Genomic DNA, 26,300 nt, shown 5'->3' with positions numbered 1-26,300 from the left:
AGGAAAACATGATCATTAAGAAGATGCTTGCCGCTGCCCTCGCAGGCAGTCTTATGCTGGCTGCCGGATCGGCCATCGCCCAGACGGTCGGCCCTTCGGGCGAGGCGGCGACGCCGAGCGCCGACGTCGCCCTGTCGGATGCCGACATCGGTACCCTGAAGGACAAGGGCTACAAGGCGGCCCTGCTGTGGCACACCTCGTCGGACTTCACCAATGCGGTGTCGGCCGGCGCCAAGGACGAGTTCGCCCGCGCCGGAGTAGAGGTCGCGGTGACTACCGATGCAGGCTTCGACGCGGCGCGCCAGCGCAGCGACATCGAGACCGCGCTCGCGGCCAAGCCCAATGTCATCCTGGCCCTGCCGCTCGACCCGGTAACCTCGGCCGAAGCCTTCCGCCAGGCGGTCAAGGACGGCACCAAGCTGGTGTTCTTGTCCAACCTGCCGAGCGGCTACAAGCACGGCTCCGATTATGCCGCGATCGTCACCGACGACCTGTTCCAGATGGGCAAGCAGGCAGCCGACGCACTTGCCAAGTCCATCGGCGGTAAGGGCAAGGTCGGCTACATCTTCCATGACGCCACCTATTACGTCACCAACCAGCGCGACCAGGCGTTCAAGACGACGATCGAAAAGAGCTACCCCGACATCAAGATCGTCGCCGAGCAGGGCATCTCCGATCCGGCGCGGGCCGAGGAACTGGCCAATGCCATGCTGCTGCAGAACCCTGATCTCGACGGCATCTACGTGACCTGGGCGGAGCCCGCCGACGGCGTGCTCTCGGCCCTGCGCTCCAGCGGCAACGCCAAGACCAAGGTGGTGACGCTCGACCTCGCCGAGCCTGTGGCGCTCGACATGGTCAAGGGTGGCAACGTGACCGCGCTTGTCGCCGACAAAGCCTACGAACTCGGCCGCGCCATGGCCGCCGCCGGCCTCAAGTCGCTGCTTGGCCAGCAGACGCCGGCCTTCGTCGTGGCTCCGGCGCTGACAGTGACCAAGGACAATGTTGCCGAGGGCTGGAAGGAATCTCTGAACCGCGACGCGCCGAAGTCGGTGCTCGGCGCAGCCAAGTAGGCCATCCGTCCCGGTGGCCAAAGCGCCGCCGGGGCACCATCTGCCAGGGAGGAACAGTCATGCGCATGACATTGAGGGCACTCGCCCTTTCCGCAGCAATGCTATCTGTGACCGCGGCCCTTGCCGCTGACGGCACCACCAAGGGTCCGAATGGCGAACAGCCGACGCCGGCAAAGAGCGTGGTGCTGACGCCGGACCAGGAACAGAAGATCAAGGACGGCAAGTTTACCGCAGCGCTCGTCTGGCACGAGATGAGCGAATACACCAATGCTGTGAATTCCGGCGCGCATGACGAGTTCAAGCGCTTGGGCATCGAGGTGATTGCCCAGACTGACGCCGGCTTTGATGCTGCGCGCCAGAAGGCCGACGTCGAGACGGTGATGGCGAAGAAGCCGTCGATCATCGTCTCGTTGCCGGTCGACCCGGCGACCGCCGCCGTCGTCTACGATCCGGCGCGCAGCGCCGGCGTCAAGCTCGCATTCGTCGACAATTCGCCGGCTGGCTACGTGCACGGCAAGGACTATGTGACCATCGTCTCCGACGACCTGTTCCAGATGGGCAACAAGGCGGCCGTCGCCATGGCCGACGCGCTCGGCAAGAAGGGCAAGCTCGGCTACATTTTCCACGACGCCGATTTCTACGTCACCAACCAGCGCGACAGCGCCTTCAAGGCGACCATCGAGCAGGATTATCCGGAGATGAAGATCGTCGCCGAGGCTGGCATGGCCGACCCCGCCCGCAGCGAGGAAATCGCTCAGGCGATGGTGACCCAGCACCCCGATCTCGATGGCATCTACGTGACCTGGGCCGAGCCGGCGCTGAGCGTGCTGTCGGCACTGCGCAATGCTGGCAACAGCCACACCAGGATCGTCACGCTTGACCTCAACGAGCCTGCGGCGCTCGACATGGTCAAGGGCGGCAACATCGCAGCACTGGTTGCCGACGAGGCGTACAATATCGGCGTGACGGCAGCGCGGTCGGCCGCGGGCGCGCTTGTAGGTGTCGACCAGAAGCCGTTCCTCGTCGTCGACTCGCTCGCCGTGACCAAGGCGACCGTGGCCGAAGGCTGGAAGACGTCGCTCAACAAAGATGTGCCGGCGAGCGTCGCCGAGGCCGCGAAGTAGTTGTCAGGGCAGGGGGGTGGCACCCCCTGCCACCAGGAGGAAGAAAGATGCCCCCAGCCAACACCAGCCTCACCGGCCAGCAGGCCGGCCCGGCCAGTCGCATCAACTTGCAGCAATATGTCGTCTATCTTGGCTTCCTGGCGATCTTCCTGTTCTTCGCCATCGTGCTGAAGGACAGCGGCTTCCTGACGGTCCGCAATCTCTCCAACATCGTGCTGCAGACCGCGCCCGCCACTGTAATGGCCATCGGTCTGGTGTTTGTCATGTCGGCCGGTGAGATCGACCTCTCCATCGGATCGACAGTGGCCGTCGCGGCCCTTGCCGCAGCAGTGACGATCAACGAATACGGGCTGGTCGCAGGCGTTCTTGCCGGCCTGGGCGCTGGCCTGCTGATCGGTCTGCTCAACGGTGCGCTGGTCGCTTATGTCCGGCTGCCGTCGTTCCTTGTGACGCTGGCTACAATGGGATTGTTTGCCGGCGTGGCGCGGTCAATGACCAACCTGCGCTCCATCCCGGTCACAGACAGCACCTTTACCGGCTTCTTCGGTTCGGGCGTGTTCCTCGGCATCCCGTCGCTGATCTGGTGGACGGCGATCGCGGTCGCGTTCGGTCACATCATCTACCGCGAGACGCGCTTCGGCGCCCATGTGCTGGCGACCGGCGACAATGCGCGCGCGGCCAGCGTGTCGGGCATCAGCGTGCCGCGCATTCGCCTCGCAGTCCTTGCCATCAGCGGCGGCCTCGCAGGTCTTGCCGGGTTGCTTTACGCCGGCCGCCTGCAGGCGGCGAAATACACGCTCGGTGAAACAGACCTGATGACGGTGATAGCTGCCGTCATCGTCGGCGGCACGCTGCTCAACGGCGGCAAGGGGTCGGTCATCGGCGCGCTCGTCGGCTCGCTGATGATGGGCATGCTCAACAATGGCCTGATCCTGATGGGCCTTTCCGTCTCCGACCAGATGATCGTTCGCGGTCTCATCATACTTGCCGCAGTCGCCGTGTCGCTGCGCGAAAAGTCCCGCTGAAGGAAGCACACATGTTTCTCGACGTACTGCGCCGCCGCAACCCGGCCTTCATCGAAGCGGCGATGACCCTGCACCAGCAGGGCAAGATTCCGGCCAATGCCTATGTGCTCGATCTCGATGCGGTCGAGCGCAACGCCGGCGTTCTCGGCGCCGAAGCCCGCCGTCTCGGCCTCAAGATATTCGCCATGACCAAGCAGGTCGGTCGTTCCAGTTCGTTCTGCCAGGCGGTCAAGCGCGGCGGCATTGACAGCGCGGTAGCCGTCGACATGGCCTGCGCCCGCGCCACCCACAAGGCGGGGCTTAAGGTCGCGCATCTCGGCCACCTGCAGCAGGTGGCCCGCCACGAGGCCACAGCCGCGGCCGTAACCTTCAAGCCCGACTACTGGACAGTGTTCAACGACAGCAAGGCCGAAGAAGCGGCCTCAGGCGCACGGGCTGCCGGCCGCACGCAGGACCTTCTGGCCCGCATCCACGCCGAGGGCGACACCTTCTATCGCGGGCATGAGGGCGGTTTCGCCGCCGCCGACGTGACTGCGGTCGCCGACCGCTTCGACGCGCTGGAGGGCGGCCGCTTCGCTGGCATCACCACCTTCCCGGCGCTGCTTTTCGACCACGCCAGTCGCAAGGTGGTACCGACCCACAATCTCGCGACGCTGACCAAGACCGCCGCAGCGCTGGCCAAGGCAGGGCGCAGGGATATCGAGGTGAACGCGCCGGGCACGACATCATCCGTCATGCTCGCCGCACTCGCCGAAGCAGGTGCTACGCAATGCGAGCCGGGCAACGGCCTGCACGGCACCACTGCGTTGCATGTGATGGAAGATCTGCCGGAATTGCCGGCGGTGCTCTATTTGACCGAGGTTTCGCACCTGTCGGGCGGCAAGGCCTATTGCTTCGGCGGTGGCTTCTACATCGACCCGATCTTCCCCGACTACGACGTCAAGGCGATTGTCGGTTCGGAGCCGACGACGGCGTCAGCAGCGTTGCGCAGCGTGGAGGTGCCGCCGCCCTCGGCCATCGACTATTACGGCATGATCGACGCGACCGGTCCCGGCGCGCCGAAGCCAGGCGACACCGCCGTCTTCGGCTTCCGCGGCCAGGCCTTCGTCACCCGCGCCTATGTGGTCGGCGTATCCGGCACCTCGAAGGGCGCGCCCAAGGTGGAAACGATCGAGACCGGCTTCGGCGAAACCGCCGCGTGGCCGGTCTAGGAGGGTGACATGACTACGACGCAAGCAGCCCCCATCCTTAGGCTCACAGACATCCGCAAGACCTTCGGCGGCATCACCGCGATCGAGAGTTTCTCGCTCGAGGTGCGTGCGGGCGAGATCGTCGCGCTGGTCGGTGACAACGGTGCCGGCAAGTCGACGCTTATCAAGATCATCTCGGGCGTCTACACACCGACCTCGGGTACGATCACCATAGAGGACGAGACGGTGACCATGGCGAACGCGACGATGGCTCGCGCCCACGGTATCGAGGTGGTCTATCAGGATCTGGCGCTGGCCGACCAGCAGTCGGTCTACATGAACATGTTCCTCGGCCGCGAACCGGTGAACGGATTCGGACTGCTCGACCGCCGCAGGATGATCGCCGAAACCGAGAAGCTGGTGAAGGAGCTCGACGTCCGTATCCCCTCTGCCCACGCCACCATCCGCGACCTCTCGGGCGGCCAGCGCCAGGGCGTGGCGATCGCCAGGGCCACGCACTGGGCGAGCAAGCTGATCCTGCTCGACGAGCCGACAGCGGCACTCGGCGTCGCCGAGACGGCCAAGGTCGAGGAGATCGTCCAGTCGCTCAAGCAGCGCAACATCGGCGTTCTGATCATCAGCCACAGCCTCGACCAGGTGTTCAAGCTGTCGGATCGCATCTGCGTCCTCCGCCGCGGCCGCCAGATCGGTATCCGCGAGACGGCCAAGACCGACAAGAACGAGATCATCGCCATGATCACAGGACTGCAGCAACACTAAGCACGGGAAATGCATTAGAGAGACAAGAGGCCGAGACCGGCCCATGAATGCGTCTCTCCAGCTGACCTAGGTCGCTGCTTCCAAGCCAAAAGCCTGAAAATTAACGACAACACGGAAGCCCGGTATGAGGGCTGTATTTTGGTGATTTCCGCTGGTGGAGCTGAGGAGGATCGAACTCCTGACCTCGTCATTGCGAACGACGCGCTCTCCCAGCTGAGCTACAGCCCCATCCAGCGGATGGCGCATTTATTGACGCTCGAGGGCCGATGTCAAGCAAGCGTTTTCCGTAAGGGCATTGCAGTTGCCGCTGCGTTTTGTTGTTGCTCCTGCCCATTGCGCCTCCTCCAGCCAGCAGCCGATACCCGGCTCGAGAGCAGTGGTTGTCGGTCGGCACAGCACCGCCGGGTCTTGCCGCAAAAGCGTGCAATGGCTAAATGTCGGCAATTCATTGGAGAACGGCATGCTCGCCCTCATTCAGACTGTTGTCCTGGCTCTCGACCTTTACTGGTGGATCATCATCGCCTCGGCGATCTTCTCGTGGCTTTATGCCTTCAACGTGGTCAATCCGCGCAACCAGTTCGTCGGCACCATCGGCAACATGCTCTACAAGCTGACCGAGCCGGCGCTCCGGCCGATCCGCCGTTTTATGCCCGATCTCGGCGGTATCGACATCTCGCCGATCATCCTTTTGCTCATCTTGTTCTTCATCCGCCAGTTCATCGCGACCACCATCGCGCCGATGGTGCTCTGACCGGGCTGTTGTGTCCGGTTTCTTCCGCGACCGCGACGACGGCGTCGATCTGTTCGTCAGGCTGACGCCGAAATCGTCGAAGGATGCGGTTGAAGGCGTGGAGACGACCGCCGACGGGCGCAGCCATCTGGCGGCGCGGGTGAGGGCGGTGCCCGAAAAGGGCGCTGCCAATGCGGCGCTGGAGAAGCTGCTCGCCAGGGCGTTGGATATTCCCAGGAACTCCGTTTCAGTGGTCGCCGGCGGGACGTCGCGGCTCAAGACCGTGCGCGTTTCCGGCGATCCGGCCGAGTTGGCCAAGTCGGTGGCGGCCCTGGCAAAAGCCTGAGCAGGCATCTCAGGCTAAAGCCTTCATCCAGTTGCTCGCCTTTTGCGTGCATATTGTGCATGGCTCGCGCCGTGGTTATCCTCCCCCGTGGCGCGAGGGAGGCTGGAATGCGGAAGCTGTTGTTGGCGATGGCTCTTGCCATGCCGTGGCATCAGGTGGCGGCGGAAGAGATTTCGAGCGCCTATGTCGAGACCAGGGCCGAGGCCGATTGCGTCATCTTCGAACAGGCTGATAGCGAAGACGGCGGTTTCGTCCACCGGGTCTGTCCGGGATATGGCGGCTATCCGGTGCTGGTGTTCGAGAGCGACCTCAGGGAAAACATCTTTTACGGTTTTCCGCCGGCGGACTTCGTCGACATAGCCTGGCAGAGCTTCGAAACGTTCAACGGAGCCATGGACAAGACCGAGTGGCGCGTCTCAACCCATGAGGGGAAATCGACGCCCTTTGCCACCATCCGGCGCTGGCATGTCCAGGCCGATCTGGAGGGCAAGGAAAAGGATATCGAGGTGCTGGTGGTGTCGAAGGTCGGCCAGCCCGGCAAGCCGGAAGGCTGCGTGGTCGCCCTGGTGTTGGCATCGGGCAAGCCCGACGCCAACGATACCGCCCGCAAGATCGCCGACGAACAGGCCCGGGACTTCGCCTGCGGCGCCGACGAGCGCGTGCTGGTCGGCGAGCCGATGCCGGTGTTCTATTCGGAAGGCAAGACGCAAAACTAAGGCGCGGCCGGCAGAGCCGACCGCGCCTTACATTTACCTGGCCGTGCGTTAAGCCGGAGGCCTCAGGCCTTCAGGGCGTTGGCGCGTTCGATGGCCTCGACGATCATCTTCTTGGCATAAGCGGCATCGTGCCAGCCGCCGATCTTGACCCACTTGCCGGGCTCGAGATCCTTGTAATGGGCAAAGAAGTGCTCGATCTGCTGGAGGGTGATCTCCGGCAGGTCGGTGTGGTTGAAGACATTTTCGTAGCGGCGGGTCAGCTTGGGCGACGGCACGGCGATGACCTTCTCGTCTTCGCCGGCATTGTCTTCCATGACCAGAACGCCGATCGGGCGCACGTTGATGACGCAGCCGGGGATGAGCTGGCGGGTGTTGCAGACCAGCACGTCGATCGGGTCGCCGTCACCCGAGAGCGTATGCGGAACGAAACCGTAGTTACCCGGATAGGTCATCGGGGTGTAGAGGAAGCGGTCGACGACCAGCGTGCCGGCTTCCTTGTCCATCTCGTACTTGATGGGCTGCCCGCCGACGGGCACCTCGACGATGACGTTGACGTCTTCAGGCGGATTCTTGCCGATCGAAATCGCATCGATGCGCATGGGGAGGCTCCAGAATTAAAGGTGCCTCCCGATAAACGCCTTGGGCCGCGCGTGCAATGCAATATTGATATCGGGCTATTGCGACGAAAGGCGTGCCCGGGGCGTCACTCCCAGACGAAAGCGACCTTCTTGAGGGCTTTCTGGTCGAAGACCTCGACGCCTTCGGCTATGTCGCGGCCACCGGCACCGGCATAAAAGGCGAGCGCGTTCTCATTCTCCTCAAGCGCCCACACCACCATGCCCTTGAGACCGTGGTCGGAAAGGCGCTGGCGGGCGGCGGAGAACAGGCGGCTGCCGAGGCCGATGCCCTGGCATTCCGGACGCAGGTAAAGCTCGTAGATCTCGCCCTGCTGCTTGAGTTCGCGGGCGCGGTTGCGACCGAGCGTGGCATAGCCGGCAATCTTGCCGCCGATCTCGATCACCAGCACGGTTGCAGCGCGACGGATCGCATTGGCCCACCATTCGCCGCCGCGGCGATTGATCATCGAGGTCAGGGCGCGATGCGGGATGATACCGGCATAGGCGCCGCGCCATGCTTCGTGATGGACCTCGGCGATGGCATCCGCGTCGCGGGGTTCGGCTTTCCTGATGTCGATTGTCAGCGTGTTCATGGTTTTTTAACCATAAACCGCTGATGGCGCGTTGCAAAGTGTCGGGCGCCGGCGGCCGAAGCCCTTTCACGCGATTGGGAACAGTTGTGCAGGCGGTGTGTCCAAATGGACTCACCGGACGCGGCGATGCCCTGACGTCCGGTCTGGGTCAGATTTCGACGAGATGGTCGTCGAGTTCGTTGACGTCGTCGGTCGTGACGGGGAAATGCTGCGACAGCAGGGCGCCGACACTCGATATGGCGCCGACGAAGCCGTCGGCGAGGCGATCGCGGCGGGCGTGATCGATGAGATCGCGCACCACGCCGTCCCATTTTTCCTGCTCGACCCTGGCATCGATGCCGGCATCGGCGATAACAGCGGCGTAGCGCTCGGCGAGCGAAACGAAGACGAGCACGCCTGTCCGCGCCGTGGTCAGGTGGACGTTGCGGGCATAGAACTGCCTGAGCGCATTGGCGTGCGATGCGCGATAGGCGAGGCCGCGCGGCACCAGCCACAGCCTGAGGCCGGGCAGCCACCAAAGCAGCGCGCAGGCGGCGGCGATGGCGAGCAGTTGCACGGCTACGAAGTGCGACAGGCGCACCGCGATCCACCAGTGTTCAAGTGCAAAGGCCGCCGCGAGGCTGACGAGCACGATGCCGAGTGTCGTTGCAAAGGCGGCGGGGAAAAAATAGCCGTCGCTGCGGCGGGCGACCACGCAATAGATTTCGCCCGAGGTCTCGGCCTCCGCCGCACGTATCGCTGCGGCGATGCGCGCGTGGTCGTCAGGGTTCAAGGTCGGTTCGCTCATGTCGCCCTACCAGCTTCCCGAGGAGCCGCCGCCGCCGGAGGAGCCGCCCCCGCCGGAAAAGCCGCCGCCGCCCGAAGACCAGCCACCACCTCCACCCGAGAAGCCGCCGCCACCGGAACTCCAGCCGCCTGAACCACCGCCCGAGCGCTGGTTGTAGTTGAAGGTCATGCCCAGCCAGATGTAGCGGCCGGGGCCGAGCTTGCGGCCATAAATACGCGGCAGGATGGCCATGGCGATGCCGCCGACGAACAACGTCGCCCAAAGCGCTATGAAGACGAACATGAGGATGTCGTCTTCGCTGAGGCCCGAGAACTGGCTCTGTTCGTTGCGCTTGGCGCGCGCCTCGAGTTCAGCGCCGTCGCCTTCGATGACCATGATGATGTCGTCGACGGCCTTGGAGATGCCGCCGGAAAAGTCGCCGCCGCGGAAGGCGGGCACCATTGTGTTTTCGATAATCAGCTTGGTGTGCAGGTCGGTGAGCGAACCTTCGAGGCCGTAGCCGACCTCGATGCGCATGCGCCGGTCATTGGGCGCGACAATCAGCAGCACGCCGTTGTCCTCGCCGGCCTGGCCGAGCTTCCAGGTGCGGAACAGGCGGTTGGCGTAGGGTTCGATCTCCTCACCATCGAGGCTCGGGATTGTGGCGACGACGATCTGGTCGGAGGATTTCTGCTGGAAGGCCTCGAGCTTCTGGACGAGTTGGGCCTTGGTGGCGGCGTCGATGATGTTGGCGTCGTCAACGATGCGGCCGGTGAGGGCGGGGAGTTCGGCGGCGAAAACCGGGGCGGCGAACAGCAGAAGCAGGAACGCCAGAAGCGCCGGCAGGCCAGAAGGGGGTGTCCAGGCGCCCGCTTTCAAGGTCATTGCTGCCACTTCACTTGGGGTGCAACGCTACATCAGCCGCCCTGCTTGGTGCCGAAATTCACCTTTGGCGCTTCGAGTTTGTCTTCGGCGACGGTGAAATTCTGGAACGGCTGGTTGCGGAACCACAGCGAGTTCCAGATCATCGACGGGAAGGTCTTGAGCGTGGTGTTGTAGACGCGCACGGCCTCGATGTAGTCGCGGCGGGCGACTGCAATGCGATTTTCGGTGCCTTCGAGCTGGGCCTGCAAGGCGAGGAAGTTCTGGTTGGCCTTGAGGTCGGGGTAGTTTTCGACCACGGCGAGCAAGCGCGACAGGGCGCTGGTCAGGCCGGCCTGGTTGTCCTGGAATGCCTTGAAGGCGTTGGGGTCGGTGAGCGTTTCGGGCGTGACCGTCACCTGGGTTGCCTTGGCGCGAGCCTCGACGACGCCTTCGAGCGTGTCCTTTTCGTGCGAGGCATAACCCTTCACCGTCTCCACAAGGTTCGGGATCAGGTCGGCGCGGCGCTGGTACTGATTCAGCACTTCGCTCCAGGCTGCCTTCGCCTGTTCTTCCTGCGTCGGGATGGTGTTGTAGCCGCAAGCCGAAAGCAGCGGCACGGCAAGCATCATGAAGATGAATGCCGGGAGGAGACGGAAGGAAGGAAGTGCCGACGAAGCGCGCATCTGCATGTGAATGTCCTCGACAAAGCAGCGAATGCCAAAGCATTATCACAAACGCGCGCCGAGAAAACCGGTATGCGCTCAGGCGATGGTGCCGGGAGACGTTTGACTATGGCATCGCCCAGGGACAGCGATGGCGAAAAGGAATCGCGCCGCATCCTCGATCGCATCGCACGGGAGAGCGAGGGCGGCGGCACGTCCTATGTGACGCGCAAGACCGGCCAGTTCCGTGACCATCTCAATGCGGCCGATGTCGACAAGACCGATGCCATCGAGCATATCGGCACGCGCATCGGGCGCATTCTCGGCGTTGTGCTGACGGTTGGCCTGCTGCTGTGGCTGATCAATTTTCTCGTTCGAGGCGGATAATGGCAACGGGCAGTGAGGACGAGGGGCAGGCGGAGTCGCGCCGCGCCCTCGAACGGCTGTCACGCGAGAGCGACCATGGCGGTCGCTGCTTTGTCGCACGCCACAAATATGCTGCGGAGGAAAAGGGAGAGACGTCCAACGGCCTGCACATTCTGCTGGGCGCTGTGTTGGCCGTCGCGCTTTTCTTTTGGCTATTGTCTTACTTAGCGGTGGTAAAAACCTGATGAGCATTGAACAGTCTGTTGCGCCACGCGCGGTCATCGTCGTGTCGAGCCATGTGGCGCGCGGATCGGTGGGCAACCGCGCGGCGGTGTTCGCGCTTGAGACGCTGGGCCATCCGGTGTGGGCGGTGCCGACCGTTGTTTTGCCCTGGCATCCTGGGCACGGCCGGGCCACCCGCATCGTGCCGCCGACCGAACAGTTCGCAGCGCTGATGGCCGATCTCGAACGGGCGCCGTGGCTCGGCGAGGTGACCGCGGTGCTGTCGGGCTATCTCGGCGAGCCTGGCCAGGTGGCGGCGGTCGCGTCGCTGGTAAAGGCAGTGAAGGCGCGTAACGAGAAAGCGCTTTACGTCTGTGATCCCGTCATCGGCGACAAGGGCGGGCTGTATGTCGCCGAGGCGTTGGCACAGGGCATGCGCGATCAACTGCTGCCGCTGGCCGACATCGCCACGCCGAACCGCTACGAGCTGGAATGGCTGACCGATACCAAGCTCGACGACATGCGCGCGACGATGGCGGCAGCGCTCGCCGCGCCGCCGCCGACAATGCTGGTGACGTCGGCGCCGGCGATGATGGCCAGTGGCACCGGCAACCTGCTTGTCACGCAGACGCAGGCACTTTTGGCAGAGCACCGTACCGTAGATCGGCCGCCCAACGGCCTGGGCGACCTCAGTGCCGCCGTGTTCCTTGCCCGCCTGCTTGCCGGCCAGCCGATGGCCAAGGCACTGCAGTCGACCACGGCGGCGGTCTACGAGATTCTGGCACGCACCTCCAAGCGTGGTGGCGACGAGCTGCAGCTCGAGACCGATGCACAGAGCCTGTCGCATCCGATGGCGCAGGTCGAACTTCGGACGCTCATCCACCCGTCGCGGAGCCGGAAAGCCGGCGCGGAACCAGGGGTGTGACGGTTGCCGGCGTCGATGGCTGCAAGGCCGGCTGGGTCGCGGTGATCCGGCGTGACGCGGGAATGATGCCTGAGGCGATGGTGTTCTCAGCCTTCTCCGAACTGCTGGCGGCGTTGCCAGACGATGCGATTGTTGCTGTCGACATGCCGATCGGCCTGCCTGACTTTTCCGGTCGCGGCGGGCGCGGGCCTGAAGCACTGGTGCGGCCGTTGCTCGGCCAAAGGCAATCGAGCGTATTTTCGATCCCGTCGCGGGCCGCCGTCTATGCCGACACCGCTGAATTCACCGACCTCGACGCCTGGTATGCCGCCCATCGCCGTGCGAGCGAGGTGGCCTTCAAGACGTCGGAGCCGCCGCGCGGTGTGTCGATCCAGGCCTTTGGCATCTTCTCCAAGATCCGTGAGATCGACGCACTCATGGTCGAAAGGCCTGCGTTGCGCGAGCGGGTGATCGAGTCGCATCCCGAGGTGGCCTTCTGGCGGCTCAATGACGAGCGGGCGATGAGCCTGCCCAAGAAGATCAAGGGGAGGGTCAATCCTGATGGCATGGAAGAGCGCAAGGCGCTTCTGGCGCGCGTCGGCCATGAACGCGGCTTCCTCGACCGTGTGCCGCCGCGCGGTGCTGCCGAAGACGATTTCCTCGATGCCTGCGCCATGATGCTTGTTGCAGATCGGCACCGCCGGAACGAAACCCGTTCATTCCCGACGCCACCGGGGCGCGATAGCTATGGCATTCCAGTGGCCATCCGGGCTTAAGTCTACTGGAAGGTTCATTGCGGAGGCGCGGCGATGAAGACGATCCAGGCGATGGCGGCTGCGGTTACCATGTTTGCGGCGCTGGAGGCTGTGGCGCAGGAAAGTGTCGTCGACCGCTGGTATGACGCGCTTTTGGTGGCCGACAGGGCCGCATTGTCCGAGCTTCTCGCCAGAGACGCCACCATCAGGCTCGACGATCTCGGCGTCACCCAGACCAAAGAGGAGTTCATCGCCTCGATGGACGAATGGCAGACGGCGGTCAAAGGCGCCAAGATCCGCCACAGAGTCGAGAGCGAGATGGGCGACACCGTCGCCGTGCTCGCCTGCTACGATTTTCCCAACAACGACATGACCATGCGCGAGACGTTCACCACCAAGAATGGCCTGATCGTCGCCAACACGCAGATGACCATCGGCGAGGATTGCGACGGCATCTAGCTGCCGTCGCCAGATCGCTATTTCAGCCGAGTCATGATGGACGGTTCGGGTAACCGGCTCCATGTCAGCCAGGAGACGATGGCCATCAGCCCCATGATCGGGATGACGGTGGCGAGCGCCGTCACCGGATCGCCGATCATCGCCGAGATCGTACCGCCGACGAGGCCCGCGCCCATCTGGAAAAAGCCCATCATCGCCGATGCCGCGCCGGCATTCTTGGGGAAGGGCGCAAGGGCTGCCGTCATCATTGCCGGCAGGACCATGGCGATGCCGAAAGCGTAAATGCCGATCGGACCCATGACGAGCAGGAAGGTCGGCTCGTACAGGCGCAGCACCACGGCCATCGAGATCGAGCCAAGCGCGACGAAGACGAGACCGACAGGCACAAGGCGCGGGGCGCCGAAGCGCGGCATCAGCCGGCGCGTGATGAGCGCGCCGAGCATGAAGTTGGCCGTCTGCATCAGCATGCCCAGGCCGAACTGCGTTGCGGTCAGGCCGACACGCTCCATCAGGATGAAGGCGAGCACGGTCGCTTGCGTATAGATGGCGCCCGAGGTGCCGGCGATGACGAGACTGCAGAGCACGAAATAGGGGCTCGACAGCAGCGACCCGTAGGACCGGAAGAGAGCACCGGGGCGAATGCGGCTCAGGTCGCGCTGCACCGTTTCGCGCAGGGCGAAGACCGTCACCAGCATAACGACGACACCCAGCAGCACCATGACGATGAAGATGGCATGCCAGCCGAAGAACTCCATCGTCAGGCCGCCCAGCGTCGGCGCGATTGCAGGTCCGAGGGCAAGCAGGATGCCGATCATGTTCATGATGCGGGCGGAGCGCTCATGGGTGAAGACGTCGCGGACGACCGCGCGGGAAACCGAAACGCCCACCGCAGCACCCACACCCTGCAGGAAGCGGGCGGCGACCAGCGTTTCGATGTTGGGGGCGAGCAGCGCCAGCACGCTGGCGGCGAGATAGATCGCCATGAAGACGAGCGTGATCGGACGGCGGCCGAAACCGTCGGACAGCGGTCCGCAGACGAGCTGGGCGAAGGCAAAACCGCCGAAATAGAGCGACAGCGTCATCTTCACAGCAGCTTCGGTGGTGCCGAAGGCGTTGACGATCTCCGGCATGGCCGGGGTGAACAGGGCGAGCGAGATCGGGCCGATGGCAACCATCAGGCCGCCGATCAGCGACACCCGGCGCTCGCTCATGATCGGTTCGGGCGCGGCTACGGACTCTGCGGCGGCGATGTCAGTACGCATGTTCATGCCGCCGCGCTCTCACTGGACTGGGTTTCGGCGCGCGCTGCAACGAGGTTCGCGCGGGCGGCGCGCAATGCCAGGAGCAGGCGCTGCCACTCGTCGGGGTCGATGCCGCGGGCGGCATCGCTGCGGATGCCCGAGGCGATGGGCTCGATCTGCGCGACCACTGACGTGCCCGCATCCGTCAGCGTCACCAGCTTGGCACGGCGGTCGGCCGGATCGGGCTGGCGCTCGACGAAGCCCTTGGTTTCCAGACGGTCGAGCGCGCCGCTCAGCGTCATCGCCTCGATGCCCAGGCGTTCGGCGAGCGCTGCCTGGCGGATCGGACCGGTGCGGCTGACATTGAGCAGGACGCGGCCTTCGCCAGTGGTCAGGCCGAGGCCGGCATCGGCGCAGCGCTGGTCCATCTCGGCACGGATGAGCCGGGCAATGTCGTTTACGATGAAGCCGAAGGTGTCGGTGTCACTGGAATTGACCATTTTAGTAAGTAAACCTTATTATATGGGTTCCTTAGTTTGGCGCCTGGCGCAAGTCAAGGCGGTTGCGCCGCATCGAGCGCGGCCCTACATCGTGACGGTCCGCACCGAATGCCAATCAAGGAAGCTGTTCATGTCCGCCACGATCGATCTCGCGCGCCATCCGCTGACCCATTGGACCGGGCCGCTTGGCCTGCCCGACTTCAACAGGATCGAAGACGGCGATTTCGGGCCTGTGTTCGACGCAGCGCTTTCCGCGCATTCCGCCGAGGTCGAGGCGATCGCCAGCAATGCCGAGCCGGCGACGATCGCCAATACGCTCGAGGCGCTGGAGCTGGCAGGAGAGGCGCTCGACCATGTGTCGTCGATCTTCTGGTGCCGCGCCGGTGCCCACACCAATGATGCGATCCAGGCGATGGAACGCGAGATTTCGCCGAAAATGGCTCGGCACTTCTCGGAAATCTCGATGAACGAGAAGCTGTTTGCCCGCATAAACGACCTCTATTCCCGCCGCGCCTCGCTCGGTCTCGACGCCGAGGCACTGAGGGTGCTGGAAAAAACCTGGAAGGGCTTCGTCCGTTCGGGTGCCAAGCTCGACCCCGAAGGCAAGAAGCGCCTCGCTGCGATCCAGGAGGAGCTAGCCTCGCTCGGTGCGAAGTTCGGCCAGAACGTGCTCGCCGACGAGAAGGAATGGGCGCTGTTCCTCGACGAAAGCGACCTTGCCGGCCTGCCGGAATTCGTTCGCGGTGCGATGGCCCAGGCGGCGGAGATGCGCGGACAGAAGGGCAAATACGCCGTCACCCTGTCGCGTTCGATCTATGAACCCTTCACCACCTTCTCCGAGCGGCGCGACCTGCGCGAAAAGGCTTTCAGGGCCTTTGCCGGCCGTGGCGAGACGGGCGGGACCACCGACAATGCCGGTGTCGTGCGCGACACGCTCAGGCTGCGTGCCGAGAAGGCGAAGCTGCTCGGCTATGACAGCTATGCGGCGCTGAAGCTCGACGACACCATGGCGAAGACGCCGAAGGCCGTGATGGAGCTGCTCGAACCGGTGTGGAACAAGGCGCGCGAGAAGGCCGCCGCCGACGAGGCCGAGCTGCAGCGCCTGGCAGCCCGCGCCGGCAGCAACGACAAGCTTGCGGCATGGGACTGGCGTTTCTACCAGGAAAAGCTGCGCGCCGAGAAATACGCCTTCGACGAAGCCGAACTGAAGCCCTACCTCCAGCTCGAACGCATCATCGACGCCTGCTTCGACGTGGCCACCCGGCTGTTCGGCATCACCTTCAAGGAAGTGCCCGGCATTGCCGCTTGGCATCCCGATGCCAGGGTGTTCGAGGTGTTCAATGCCGACGGCAGCAAGCGGGGGCTGTTCCTGGCCGACTATTTCGCCCGTCCGTCCAAGCGCTCGGGTGCGTGGATGAGCTCGCTGCAGTCGGGCTACAAGCTCGGCAAGGGCGCTACGCCGATCATCTACAACATCATGAACTTCGCCAAGCCGGCCGCAGGCGAGCCGGCCCTTCTGTCGCTCGACGAGGCGAAGACGCTGTTCCACGAGTTCGGCCACGCGCTGCACGGCATGCTGACCGACGTCACCTGGCCGTCGGTATCGGGCACTTCGGTCAGCCGCGACTTCGTCGAACTACCGTCGCAGCTCTATGAACACTGGCTGACGGTGCCGGCGGTGCTGGAGAAGCACGCGCTGCATTACAAGACCGGCAAGGCGATGCCGAAGGAGCTGCTCGACAAGATGCTGGCGGCCAAGACCTTCGGCGCGGGCTTTGCCACCGTCGAGTTCACCTCATCGGCGCTGGTCGACATGGCTTACCACGCGCGCCCCGATGCGCCGGCCGACCCGGTTGCCTTCGAGGCAAAGACGCTTGGTGATCTTGGCATGCCTGAGGCCATCGTCATGCGCCACCGCACGCCGCATTTCCTGCATGTGTTCTCGGGCGAGGGCTATTCGGCCGGCTATTATTCCTACATGTGGTCGGAAGTGCTCGATGCCGACGCATTCGCCGCCTTCGAGGAAACCGGTGACGCTTTCAATGCCGACATGGCCGAGAAGCTGCGCAAGCACATCTATTCTGCAGGCGGTTCTGCCGATCCTGAGGAACTCTACAAGGCCTTCCGCGGCAAGATGCCGTCGCCCGAGGCGATGATGGAAAAGCGCGGTCTGGTTTAGGTCGCGGACGAGCAGGCACATGGAACTACCGGCAGCATTGCGGGCGGCGGTCGATCGGGCGCTGGAAGGCGTGCCGCTGGCCGAGTTGCAGCGTGCTGCCGACACGCTGTCCGTCCGCTACCGGGCCGAGGTGCGTGACGGCCGGCTGCATCTGTCGGACGAGATGTATGCCCGCGCCTATCTGGCGACGCGGCTGCCGGCAACCTTTGCAGCGGTCAGGGCCAGCCTCGAAAGCGCTGCCGAGCTGATGCCGGATTTTGCGCCGAAGACCCTGTTCGACGTCGGAGCAGGGCCGGGCACGGCACTCTGGGCCGCGGCCGATTGCTGGTCGTCGCTGGCATCCGCCAGGATGCTCGAGGCCAGTCCGTCGATCCGCGAGGTCGGCGAGGCGCTTGCAGCCCATTCCGGACTGGACAGCGTCGAATGGACGGTCGCCGACGCAAGCAAGGCCATCGAGGCGGGCAAGGCCGATCTGGTGACGCTTGCCTATGTGCTGGACGAGCTGTCGCCGGCGGAAGGGCAAGCGCTGGTCGGGCGGCTCTGGGCGGCGACGGAGGGCCTGCTTGTCATCGTAGAGCCCGGCACGCCGGCCGGATGGAAGCGTGTGATGGCCGTGCGCGAACAGCTGGTCGCGCTGGGCGCCCACTTGGTTGCGCCATGCCCGCATTCGAAACCATGTCCGCTTGTCGAGCCCGACTGGTGCCATTTCTCGCGCCGCGTCGCCCGTTCGCGCCTGCATCGTCTGACCAAGCGCGGCGATGTGCCGTGGGAGGACGAGAAGTATATTTTCCTCGCGGCATCCCGGCAGCCGGCGGAAGCCTTTGGCGCCCGGGTGCTAGCCCCAGCCCACGGCGGCTCAGGCAAGGTCGGCCTCAAGCTCTGCCTCGCCGACGGTTCGGCCGAGGAGAAGCTCGTGACCAAACGCGACGGCGATCTGTTCAAGCGCGCGCGCCGCGCCGACTGGGGCGACATTTTGTAACCTTGCCGGCGAGCGGAAAATCGGCGGATTTGCTCGCCCCCCTTTCGCATCTGCGAAAAAACCTGTATGAGCCCGCCAACCGAAAACGCGGCGCGTCGACAGGCAGTGCCGGCAACGCTCCCGAGTAGATATATGAACCTCCGCAATATCGCGATCATCGCGCACGTCGACCATGGCAAAACCACGCTCGTCGACGCGCTCCTTAAGCAATCCGGCTCGTTCCGTGAAAACCAGCGTGTCGCAGAGCGCGCGATGGATTCGAACGATCTCGAAAAGGAACGCGGTATCACCATCCTGGCCAAGGCGACTTCGGTTGACTGGAAGGACACCCGCATCAACATCGTCGACACCCCTGGCCACGCCGATTTCGGCGGTGAGGTCGAGCGCATCCTGTCGATGGTCGACAGCGCCATCGTGCTGGTCGACGCGGCCGAAGGCCCGATGCCCCAGACCAAGTTCGTGGTCGGCAAGGCGCTGAAGGTTGGCCTGAAGCCGATCGTCGTCATCAACAAGATCGACCGTCCCGATGCGCGCCACCAGGAAGTCATCAACGAGGTGTTCGACCTGTTCGCAGCGCTCGACGCCACCGACGAACAGCTCGACTTCCCGATCCTCTACGGTTCGGGCCGCGATGGCTGGGTTTCCGAGAATCCGGAAGGCCCGAAGGACCAGGGCCTCGCGCCGCTGTTCGACCTCGTGCTCAAGCACGTTCCGGCACCGGCAGTTAACCCCGGCCCGTTCCGCATGATCGGCACCATCCTCGAGGCCAACCCGTTCCTCGGCCGCATCATCACCGGCCGTATCCACTCCGGCACGCTGAAGCCGAACCAGGCCGTCAAGGTCCTGCATCATGACGGTTCGCTGCTCGAAAACGGCCGCGTCTCCAAGATCCTGGCCTTCCGCGGTCTCGAGCGCCAGCCGATCGAGGAAGCGCAGGCAGGCGACATCGTCGCCATCGCCGGCCTTTCCAAGGGCACCGTCGCCGACACCTTCTGCGACCCGGCCGTGACCGAGCCGCTGCATGCGCAGCCCATCGATCCGCCGACCGTCACCATGTCCTTCATCGTCAACGATTCGCCGCTGGCCGGCACCGAGGGCGACAAGGTTACCAGCCGCGTCATCCGCGACCGTCTGATGAAGGAAGCCGAGGGCAACGTCGCGCTCAAGATCGAAGAGTCGGCCGACAAGGATTCGTTCTTCGTGTCGGGCCGTGGCGAGCTTCAGCTGGCCGTTCTGATCGAGACGATGCGCCGCGAAGGCTTCGAACTGGCCGTGTCGCGTCCGCGCGTCGTGATGCAGAAGGACGAAGACGGCAACCTGCTCGAGCCGATCGAAGAAGTCGTCATCGACGTCGATGAGGAGCATGCCGGCGTCGTCGTGCAGAAGATGTCGGAGCGCAAGGCCGAGATGGTCGAACTGCGTCCTTCGGGCGGTAACCGCCAGCGCCTGGTGTTCCATGCGCCGACGCGCGGCCTGATCGGCTACCAGTCGGAACTGCTCACCGACACGCGCGGCACGGCGGTCATGAACCGCCTGTTCCACTCCTACCAGCCCTACAAGGGCGAGCTGCCCGGCCGTACCAACGGTGTCCTGATCTCCAACGAACAGGGCGAATCGGTCGCCTATGCGATGTGGAACCTGGAAGACCGCGGCCCGATGGTCATCGACGCGGGCGTCAAGGTCTACCAGGGCATGATCATCGGCATCCATAGCCGTGACAACGACCTGGAAGTGAACGTGCTCAAGGGCAAGAAGCTGACCAACATCCGTGCCGCCGGCAAGGACGAGGCGGTCAAGCTGACCCCGCCGATCCGCATGACGCTGGAACGCGCTCTCGCCTGGATCCAGGACGACGAACTGGTCGAAGTGACGCCGAAGACCATCCGCCTGCGCAAGCTCTATCTCGACCCGAACGAGCGCAAGCGCTTCGAAAAGTCGAAGGGCGCGGCATAAGCCCCGGCTCTCCGGAACATCGAAAGGGCGTCTCCACCGGAGGCGCCCTTTTTGTTTGCGGCTACATCTGCACGATGGGTGCTAGTTCCACCGAGCCTCCTGCCTGCAGGATTGGGCAGCCCTTGGCCATGCGGGCTGCATCAGCCGCATCCTTGGCATCGACGATGGAATAGCCGCTCGTCGGGTTCGCGCCGCCGTCGTTCGTCACAGAACCATTGGTGGCAACCGTTTGCGACTTGCCGACCGGCGCGCCGCCGTCGACGACGGCGGCGCCGAGCGTGGCGAACCAATCCATCCAGGCTTTCATCACCCGGGCGCCCTCTTCTTCCGACTGCGGCACCGAGCCGCCGTGGTAAATGTAGAGAAACTTGGCCATGACCTGCTCTCCCTGACGCCGCCATGCCGGGCCTTCCGGTATCGGGCCGGCGCAGGCAAATCATCCGCCCGAAGCTTGTCGCGAGCAAGGTTCGTCACGCGCGGCGCCTCATCAACTTGCGCCGTCGGGCCTGGCTCTTTTCCGCAGGTTGCAAGTTTTTGCCGTTGCCATAAATTCTCGCGGGCGGATTGAGGGCCAGATTGAGGGAACGACTGTGGAACCGACTTCGCTTCTGATCTTTGCCGGCGCCCTGTTGGTTGCGGCCGGCTCCCCCGGGCCTTCGATCGCGGCCCTTGTGGCGCGTGTCATCTCTAAGGGCTTTCGCGATGTGCTGCCGTTTCTGGCGGCGATGTGGATCGGCGAGGCAATCTGGCTGTCGCTTGCCGTGTTCGGCCTGGCTGTCGTCGCCCAGAGCTTCCACTACGCCTTCGTTGCGGTGAAATGGGCCGGCGTCGCCTATCTGGTCTATCTCGCCTGGAAGATGTGGACCGCACCGGTCGAAACCGAAGGCAACGAGATGCCGCGCGAGGATTCGCCCTGGCGGTTGTTTGCCGCTGGCATGGCGGTGACACTCGGCAATCCCAAGATCATGATGTTCTATCTCGCACTGCTGCCGACCATCATCGACCTCGCTGCGGTGACCGTTGTCGGCTGGCTGGAATTGACGGTCACGATGGCTGCCGTGCTGATCGCCATCGATTTCGGCTGGGTGTTTGCGGCGGCCCAGGCACGCAAACTCCTGCGCAGCAAAAGGGCGATGCGAATCGCGAATCGGGTGAGTGCCGGCACCATGGCCGGGGCCGCGGCGGCGATTGCCGCAAGGTCATGATGAATATTTGATCGAGCGTGCTTGTGCAGTGACCCTTGCGGACGCTGCGTAAGCCTTGTTTTTAGGCAGTTCTTGCCCTGTTTGCGGGCATTTTCCCAACCTTCCGTCAAACCTTTGTCGCTATAGGCAGGCCTTCTGCTACGATAGTCTCAAAGCATATGACGGGACGGGAGATACTGACGTCATGGCCGCATCCGTGAAGTCCAAGGCAAAAACCGCCAAGGCCGCTTCTTCTTCATCGAAATCCACCAAACCCGCCAACAGACCGCCCCAAGTGCTCGAGCTCCTGCTTGCCCGCGCGCCGGCAGAGGACGTGGCCGATTACGAGCCCGGCATGCTCGAGCGTGCCGCCGAGCTGGCTGAAAAGGCGGTCATGAAGCACCGCAAGGGCTCGTCGGTCATCGACATCGAGACCGACGCGGGTGTCGTCCGCCACGGACGCCCCGTCACGGTCGTGACCGTCGTCAACGACAACATGCCGTTCCTGTTCGATTCGGTGCTGGGCGAGATCACCGACGCCGCCGGCGAGCCGGTGTTCGTCACCCATCCGGTCATCCATGTGCGCCACGGCCGCTCGAACGTCGAAGAGATCCTGAGCGACAGCGGTGCCCACAAGGGCGACGAAGGCGCCGACAAGATCAGCGTCATCCATGTGCATATCCCGGCCCAGGGCAAGGAAGCGGCGGAAGCGCTGCGCGAGCGACTGAAGAAGCTGCTCGGCCAGGTGCGCGCCTGCGTGACCGACTGGAAGCGCATGCTGGCCCGCCTCGACCAGGCCATTTCCGAGTTCCGCTACGCGCCGATCCCGCTCGAAAAGAACGCGGTGACGGAAGCCATCGCCTTTCTCGAATGGCTACGCGACGACAATTTCACCTTCCTCGGCATGCGCGAGTTCAAGTACACCGGTGGCGAGAAGAGCGGCACGCTGGAGCGCGCCGAAAAGCAGGGCCTCGGCATACTGGCCGATCCCGACGTCCTGGTTCTGCGCCGCGACACGGTCGATGCGACCTCGACGACCCCTGAAATCCGCGCCTTCCTGCATGGGCCGGATCCGCTGATCGTCACCAAGGCCAACGCCAAGTCGGCAGTGCACCGCCGCGCCTATCTCGACTACATCGGCGTCAAGACCTACGACGCCAAGGGCCAGCTTTCGGGCGAGTTGCGCATCGTCGGCCTGTTCACCTCGACGGCTTACACGCGTTCGGTGATGAAGATCCCCTATCTGCGCTCCAAGGCGGAGACCGTGCTCCACAAGTCGGGCTTCGACCCCGCCGACCATTCGGGCAAGGCGCTCATCAACGTGCTCGAATCCTATCCGCGCGACGAGCTGTTCCAGGTTGCCGTGCCGACGCTGCGCAAGCATTCCGAGGCGATCCTCGGTCTGATCGAGCGTCCCAGGGTTCGCGCCCTGGTGCGTGTCGACCAGTTCGACCGCTTTGTCTCCATCCTCGTCTTCGTGCCGCGTGACCGCTACGATTCGGTGGTGCGCGAAAAGATCGGCGCCTATCTCAAGACCGTGTTCGAAGGCCGCCTGTCGGCCTATTATCCGGCCTTCCCGGAAGGCGGCCTGGCGCGTGTCCACTTCATCATCGGCCGCTCCGGCGGCAAGACGCCCAAGGTCGAGCAGTCGGACATCGAGGCAGCGATCCGCGACATGGTTCGCACCTGGGAGGACGGCTTGCGTGAGGCGTCCGCCGAAGCAGGTTCATCCGCTTCGCTGGTCGGCCTCGCCAATCACTTCCCGCAGGACTACCAGAACAGCTTCTCGCCGGCGGCCGCCCTTGTCGATGCCGGGCGTATTGCCAGCATCGGCCCGTCCAACCCGATCGTCATCGACTGCTATCGCGATGCTGGCCAGGCGCCCGAACAGGCGTCGCTGAAGATCTATCACCACGGCGCGCCGGTGGCGCTGTCGCGGCGCGTGCCATTGCTCGAGAATATGGGCTTCCGCGTCATCAGCGAGCGCACTTTCGAGCTCGGCGAGAAGGGCGAAGACCAGATCTTCATCCACGACATGGAGCTGGAGAACGCCTACGGCCAGCCGATCGACCTCGACGACGGGGGCGCTCTGTTCGAAGAGGTGTTCCTGTCGGTCTGGAACGGCGATGCCGACAATGACGGCTACAATGCGCTCGCCCAGACCGCCGGCCTCGGCGCCAACCAGATCGTCATCCTGCGCGCCTATGGCCGCTATCTGCAGCAGGCCGGGATCCCGCAGAGCCAGGACTTCATCGCGGCAGCGCTGAACCGCTATCCCGATATCGCGCGCGGGCTGCACCAGCTGTTCGTCGCCCGGCTCGACCCGGCGCAGGAGAACGATGGGCTGGTCACGGCCAAGCATCTCAAGGCCAAGATCAAGGACGCGCTGGAAGGCGTGCCCAACATCGACGACGACACCATCATCCGGCGCTACGTCAACCTGATCGAGGCGTCGCTGCGCACCAACCACTTCGTGACCGGCAAGAAGGAGCGGGGCCAGTCACTGGCGATCAAGCTCGATTCGCGCAGTGTCGAGGGGCTGCCGGAGCCGCGGCCGTGGCGCGAGATCTTCGTCTATGGCTCGGAGGTCGAGGGCGTGCACCTGCGCTTCGGCCCGGTCGCACGCGGCGGCCTGCGCTGGTCGGACCGTGCCCAGGACTATCGCACCGAGGTGCTGGGCCTGGTGAAGGCGCAGCAGGTCAAGAACGCCGTCATCGTGCCGGTGGGTGCCAAGGGCGGCTTCTTCCCCAAGCGGCTGCCCGTGGGCGGCAGCCGCGACGCCGTCTTCGAGGCGGGCAAGGCGGCCTATGTCAACTTCGTCTCGTCGATGCTGTCGATCACCGACAACATCGAGGGCGACCATGTCGTGCCGCCTGTTGGCGTGATGCGCCGCGACGTCGACGATCCGTATTTCGTCGTCGCCGCCGACAAGGGCACGGCGACCTTCTCCGACACGGCAAACGGTATCAGCGAGAAACACGGATTCTGGCTGGACGATGCCTTTGCCTCGGGTGGTTCGGCCGGCTACGACCACAAGAAGATGGGCATCACCGCGCGCGGCGCCTGGGAAGCGGTCAAGCGGCATTTCCGCGAGATGAACCGCGACATCCAGACCTCGCCATTCACCGTGGTCGGCGTCGGCGACATGTCGGGCGACGTGTTCGGCAATGGCATGCTGTTGTCCGAGCAGACGAAGCTGATCGCGGCCTTCGACCATCGCGACATCTTCATCGATCCCGATCCTGACATGGCGGCGTCGTTTGCCGAGCGCAAGCGTATGTTCGACCTGCCGCGCTCAAGCTGGCAGGACTACGACAAGACCAAGCTGTCGGTCGGCGGCGCGATCGTGTCGCGGTCGCAGAAGTCGGTGACGCTGTCGCCGGCGGCCGCAGCCGCAATCGGCCTCGACAAGACGACGGCCTCGCCGACCGAGATCATGAACGCCATCCTCAAGGCGCCTGTCGATCTCCTGTGGTTCGGCGGCATCGGCACCTATGCCCGCGCGGCCGGCGAGACCAATGCCGAAGTCGGCGACCGCGCCAACGATGCCATCCGCGTCACCGCCAACGAGGTGCGCGCCAAGGTGATCGGCGAGGGCGCCAATCTCGGCGTGACCCAGCGGGCGCGCATCGAGTTCGGCCTCAAGGGCGGACGCTGCAATTCGGATGCCATCGACAATTCGGGCGGCGTCAACTCGTCCGACGTCGAGGTCAACATCAAGATCGCGCTGGCATCGGCCATGCGGAAGGGGGCACTGCAGCGCCCAGCCCGCAACAAGCTGCTGGCCGAGATGACCGACGAGGTGGGCGGCCTGGTGCTGGCCAACAACTACGAGCAGACGCTGGCGCTGTCGCTGGCGCAGCGGCGCGGTTTGCAGGACATCGCTCATCAGGGGCGCTTCATGAGTGCGCTTGAAGGCCGTGGCCTGCTCGACCGTGCCGTGGAAAACCTGCCGAGTACCGCAGCGCTGGCCGAACGCCAGACACGCGGCGAGCCCCTGACGCGGGCCGAACTCGGCGTGCTGCTTGCCTATGCCAAGATCGTGCAGTTCTCCGACATCATCGCCAGCGACCTGCCCGACGATGCACATCTGGTGCGCGATCTGATGGCCTACTTCCCCAATCGCATGGCGAAGAAATACGAGGCCGAGATCGGCGGCCACCGGCTGCGTCGCGAGATCATCACCCGGGTACTGGTCAACGACCTGGTCAACCGTGGCGGTCCGTCCTTCGTCAATCGCCTGCAGGAGGCCAGCGGGCGGACGGCGGCCGATGTCGCGCGTGCATTCGCTGTCATTCGCGACGGATTCGGGCTACCGGCGCTTTATGCCGAGATTGACGCCCTCGACAATGTCGTCGACGGCACGCTGCAGCTCGACCTCTACCAGGCAGTCAGCCGCCTGATCTTTGCGACCAGCGGCTGGTACCTGCGCAACGACCACAGCGACGCGCCGTTGGAAGTACGTATCGCCGAACTGCAGGAGGTCCGCACGGCCCTCGAGCACAAGCTAGCCGGCATGCTGCCCGCCTTCACCCGCGACCGTATCCAGAACCGCAAGGCCGGTTTTGCGGCTGCGGGTGCGCCGGAAAAGCTGGCCGAGCGGCTGTCGCTGCTCGAGGTCGGCGAGTTGGTTCCCGACATCGCGCTGGTGGCAAAAACTGCCAAGGCCGACATCGTTGCCGCCGCCAAGGCTTTCTTCGGCGTCAGCGAAGCGTTCCGCATCCCGCGCATCGAAGATGCCGCGAACACCATCACCGCCTCTGACTATTACGAGGGGTTGGCACTGTCGCGTGCGACCGACACGATCGGCGCGGCACGTCGGGGTATCGCGGTTGCGGCGCTGACGGGACATGCCGGCGCTGCCGATCCGGTGGCGGCGTGGCTCGAGGCAGGCGGTGAAGGCATCGGCCGCATCCGCGAGCGGTTGCAGGCGCTGACCGAAGGCGGCGACATCACCGTGTCCAGGTTGACGGTGGCCGCCGGGTTGATGACAGACCTGTCTGCCCGCTGACCAGTTCCCAATATGGCCCGCCGCGCTTGTCGCGGCGGGCTTTTTCGTCAAGGGTCGTGCAAGC

At 64.4% G+C, this 26,300-nt stretch carries 26 protein-coding genes and 1 tRNA gene; 18 read left to right on the top strand and 9 right to left on the bottom strand.

What is annotated here, in order from left to right; all coding sequences use genetic code 11:
* Positions 1-8 precede the first annotated feature (8 nt).
* Genes B015_RS0123540 through B015_RS0123520 form a run of 5 tightly spaced genes read left to right on the top strand, consistent with a single transcriptional unit; the run spans position 9 to position 5,189 of the window.
* A complete protein-coding gene (locus B015_RS0123540) occupies positions 9-1,070 on the top strand; it encodes a substrate-binding domain-containing protein (RefSeq protein WP_018430204.1) in 1,062 nt (353 codons plus the stop codon).
* Between the two features lie 59 nt (positions 1,071-1,129).
* Positions 1,130-2,194, top strand: coding sequence for a substrate-binding domain-containing protein (locus B015_RS0123535; RefSeq protein WP_026227642.1), 1,065 nt, complete (start codon positions 1,130-1,132; stop codon positions 2,192-2,194).
* A gap of 47 nt (positions 2,195-2,241) precedes the next feature.
* Positions 2,242-3,219, top strand: a complete 978-nt coding sequence (locus B015_RS0123530) for an ABC transporter permease (protein WP_018430202.1) — start codon at positions 2,242-2,244, stop codon at positions 3,217-3,219.
* An 11-nt stretch (positions 3,220-3,230) separates the two neighbouring features.
* Positions 3,231-4,430, top strand: coding sequence for an alanine racemase (locus tag B015_RS0123525; RefSeq protein WP_018430201.1), 1,200 nt, complete (start codon positions 3,231-3,233; stop codon positions 4,428-4,430).
* Between the two features lie 9 nt (positions 4,431-4,439).
* Entirely contained in the window at positions 4,440-5,189 is a 750-nt protein-coding gene (locus B015_RS0123520; protein WP_018430200.1) for an ATP-binding cassette domain-containing protein, read from the top strand.
* Between the two features lie 152 nt (positions 5,190-5,341).
* On the opposite strand, the gene B015_RS0123515 is transcribed toward B015_RS0123520, so the two are convergent.
* Positions 5,342-5,417 (bottom strand) — tRNA-Ala (locus B015_RS0123515).
* A 232-nt stretch (positions 5,418-5,649) separates the two neighbouring features.
* Between B015_RS0123515 and B015_RS0123510 the strand changes: the two genes are divergently transcribed.
* From B015_RS0123510 to B015_RS0123500, 3 genes are all read left to right on the top strand, one after another.
* A complete protein-coding gene (locus tag B015_RS0123510; protein WP_026227641.1) occupies positions 5,650-5,940 on the top strand; it encodes a YggT family protein in 291 nt (96 codons plus the stop codon).
* A 10-nt stretch (positions 5,941-5,950) separates the two neighbouring features.
* A complete protein-coding gene (locus B015_RS0123505; RefSeq protein WP_018430198.1) occupies positions 5,951-6,265 on the top strand; it encodes a DUF167 family protein in 315 nt (104 codons plus the stop codon).
* A 107-nt stretch (positions 6,266-6,372) separates the two neighbouring features.
* Entirely contained in the window at positions 6,373-6,981 is a 609-nt protein-coding gene (locus tag B015_RS0123500; protein WP_018430197.1) for a hypothetical protein, read from the top strand.
* 62 nt (positions 6,982-7,043) lie between these two features.
* On the opposite strand, the gene ppa is transcribed toward B015_RS0123500, so the two are convergent.
* From ppa to B015_RS0123475, 5 genes are all read right to left on the bottom strand, one after another.
* Positions 7,044-7,580, bottom strand: a complete 537-nt coding sequence (gene ppa, locus B015_RS0123495) for an inorganic diphosphatase (RefSeq protein WP_018430196.1) — start codon at positions 7,578-7,580, stop codon at positions 7,044-7,046.
* Between the two features lie 104 nt (positions 7,581-7,684).
* On the bottom strand, positions 7,685-8,191 hold the full coding sequence (locus B015_RS0123490; RefSeq protein WP_018430195.1) for a GNAT family N-acetyltransferase: 507 nt from the start codon (positions 8,189-8,191) through the stop codon (positions 7,685-7,687).
* A gap of 148 nt (positions 8,192-8,339) precedes the next feature.
* Complete coding sequence (locus B015_RS0123485; protein ID WP_018430194.1) at positions 8,340-8,978, bottom strand: TPM domain-containing protein; 639 nt, start codon at positions 8,976-8,978, stop codon at positions 8,340-8,342.
* A gap of 6 nt (positions 8,979-8,984) precedes the next feature.
* Entirely contained in the window at positions 8,985-9,842 is an 858-nt protein-coding gene (locus B015_RS0123480) for a YgcG family protein (RefSeq protein WP_018430193.1), read from the bottom strand.
* Positions 9,843-9,874: 32 nt separating this feature from the next.
* Positions 9,875-10,510 (bottom strand): LemA family protein, encoded by a 636-nt coding sequence (locus B015_RS0123475; RefSeq protein ID WP_018430192.1) that lies wholly within the window; start codon positions 10,508-10,510, stop codon positions 9,875-9,877.
* A 102-nt stretch (positions 10,511-10,612) separates the two neighbouring features.
* On the opposite strand from B015_RS0123475, the gene B015_RS0123470 reads away from it, so the two are divergent.
* The 5 genes from B015_RS0123470 to B015_RS0123450 are packed head-to-tail and all read left to right on the top strand — an operon-like array spanning position 10,613 to position 13,189.
* Positions 10,613-10,870, top strand: a complete 258-nt coding sequence (locus B015_RS0123470; RefSeq protein WP_018430191.1) for a hypothetical protein — start codon at positions 10,613-10,615, stop codon at positions 10,868-10,870.
* Positions 10,870-11,094 carry a hypothetical protein gene (locus tag B015_RS0123465; RefSeq protein WP_018430190.1) on the top strand — a complete coding sequence of 75 codons (225 nt, stop codon included), beginning with the start codon at positions 10,870-10,872 and terminating at the stop codon, positions 11,092-11,094. Before B015_RS0123470 ends, B015_RS0123465 begins: the two co-directional genes overlap by 1 nt.
* Complete coding sequence (gene pdxY / locus B015_RS0123460) at positions 11,094-11,996, top strand: pyridoxal kinase PdxY (protein WP_018430189.1); 903 nt, start codon at positions 11,094-11,096, stop codon at positions 11,994-11,996. Before B015_RS0123465 ends, pdxY begins: the two co-directional genes overlap by 1 nt.
* Positions 11,993-12,751, top strand: coding sequence for a DUF429 domain-containing protein (locus B015_RS0123455; RefSeq protein WP_018430188.1), 759 nt, complete (start codon positions 11,993-11,995; stop codon positions 12,749-12,751). Before pdxY ends, B015_RS0123455 begins: the two co-directional genes overlap by 4 nt.
* Positions 12,752-12,784: 33 nt before the next feature.
* Positions 12,785-13,189 carry a nuclear transport factor 2 family protein gene (locus B015_RS0123450; RefSeq protein ID WP_018430187.1) on the top strand — a complete coding sequence of 135 codons (405 nt, stop codon included), beginning with the start codon at positions 12,785-12,787 and terminating at the stop codon, positions 13,187-13,189.
* 17 nt (positions 13,190-13,206) lie between these two features.
* Here B015_RS0123450 and B015_RS0123445 read toward each other — a convergent pair whose 3' ends face one another.
* Together B015_RS0123445 and B015_RS0123440 are read right to left on the bottom strand one after the other, a co-directional pair.
* Positions 13,207-14,457: a multidrug effflux MFS transporter gene (locus tag B015_RS0123445; RefSeq protein ID WP_018430186.1), complete on the bottom strand. Its 1,251-nt coding sequence runs from the start codon at positions 14,455-14,457 to the stop codon at positions 13,207-13,209.
* Positions 14,454-14,930, bottom strand: a complete 477-nt coding sequence (locus B015_RS0123440) for a MarR family transcriptional regulator (protein WP_018430185.1) — start codon at positions 14,928-14,930, stop codon at positions 14,454-14,456. The genes B015_RS0123445 and B015_RS0123440 overlap by 4 nt, the downstream gene beginning before the upstream one ends.
* Positions 14,931-15,060: 130 nt before the next feature.
* Here B015_RS0123440 and B015_RS0123435 point away from each other — a divergent pair, with 130 nt between their 5' ends.
* The 3 genes from B015_RS0123435 (at position 15,061) to typA (ending at position 20,041) form a co-directional block, all read left to right on the top strand.
* Positions 15,061-17,109, top strand: coding sequence for a M3 family metallopeptidase (locus B015_RS0123435; protein WP_040457073.1), 2,049 nt, complete (start codon positions 15,061-15,063; stop codon positions 17,107-17,109).
* Between the two features lie 19 nt (positions 17,110-17,128).
* Positions 17,129-18,088, top strand: coding sequence for a small ribosomal subunit Rsm22 family protein (locus B015_RS0123430; RefSeq protein WP_018430183.1), 960 nt, complete (start codon positions 17,129-17,131; stop codon positions 18,086-18,088).
* 132 nt (positions 18,089-18,220) lie between these two features.
* Complete coding sequence (gene typA, locus B015_RS0123425; protein WP_018430182.1) at positions 18,221-20,041, top strand: translational GTPase TypA; 1,821 nt, start codon at positions 18,221-18,223, stop codon at positions 20,039-20,041.
* A gap of 61 nt (positions 20,042-20,102) precedes the next feature.
* Here the strand turns inward: typA and B015_RS0123420 are convergent, their stop codons facing one another.
* Positions 20,103-20,417: a YciI family protein gene (locus tag B015_RS0123420; protein ID WP_018430181.1), complete on the bottom strand. Its 315-nt coding sequence runs from the start codon at positions 20,415-20,417 to the stop codon at positions 20,103-20,105.
* Positions 20,418-20,631: 214 nt separating this feature from the next.
* On the opposite strand from B015_RS0123420, the gene B015_RS0123415 reads away from it, so the two are divergent.
* Together B015_RS0123415 and B015_RS0123410 are read left to right on the top strand one after the other, a co-directional pair.
* Entirely contained in the window at positions 20,632-21,246 is a 615-nt protein-coding gene (locus B015_RS0123415; RefSeq protein ID WP_018430180.1) for a LysE family translocator, read from the top strand.
* Positions 21,247-21,430: 184 nt separating this feature from the next.
* Entirely contained in the window at positions 21,431-26,236 is a 4,806-nt protein-coding gene (locus B015_RS0123410; protein WP_026227639.1) for an NAD-glutamate dehydrogenase, read from the top strand.
* The last annotated feature ends 64 nt before the right edge of the window (positions 26,237-26,300 follow it).

It is taken from the genome of Hoeflea sp. 108 (assembly GCF_000372965.1).
In the GTDB taxonomy this organism is placed as follows: Bacteria; Pseudomonadota; Alphaproteobacteria; order Rhizobiales; family Rhizobiaceae; genus Aminobacter.
The sequence above is the reverse complement of the archived record's forward strand: the minus strand, read 5'-3'. Positions and strand labels throughout refer to the sequence as shown.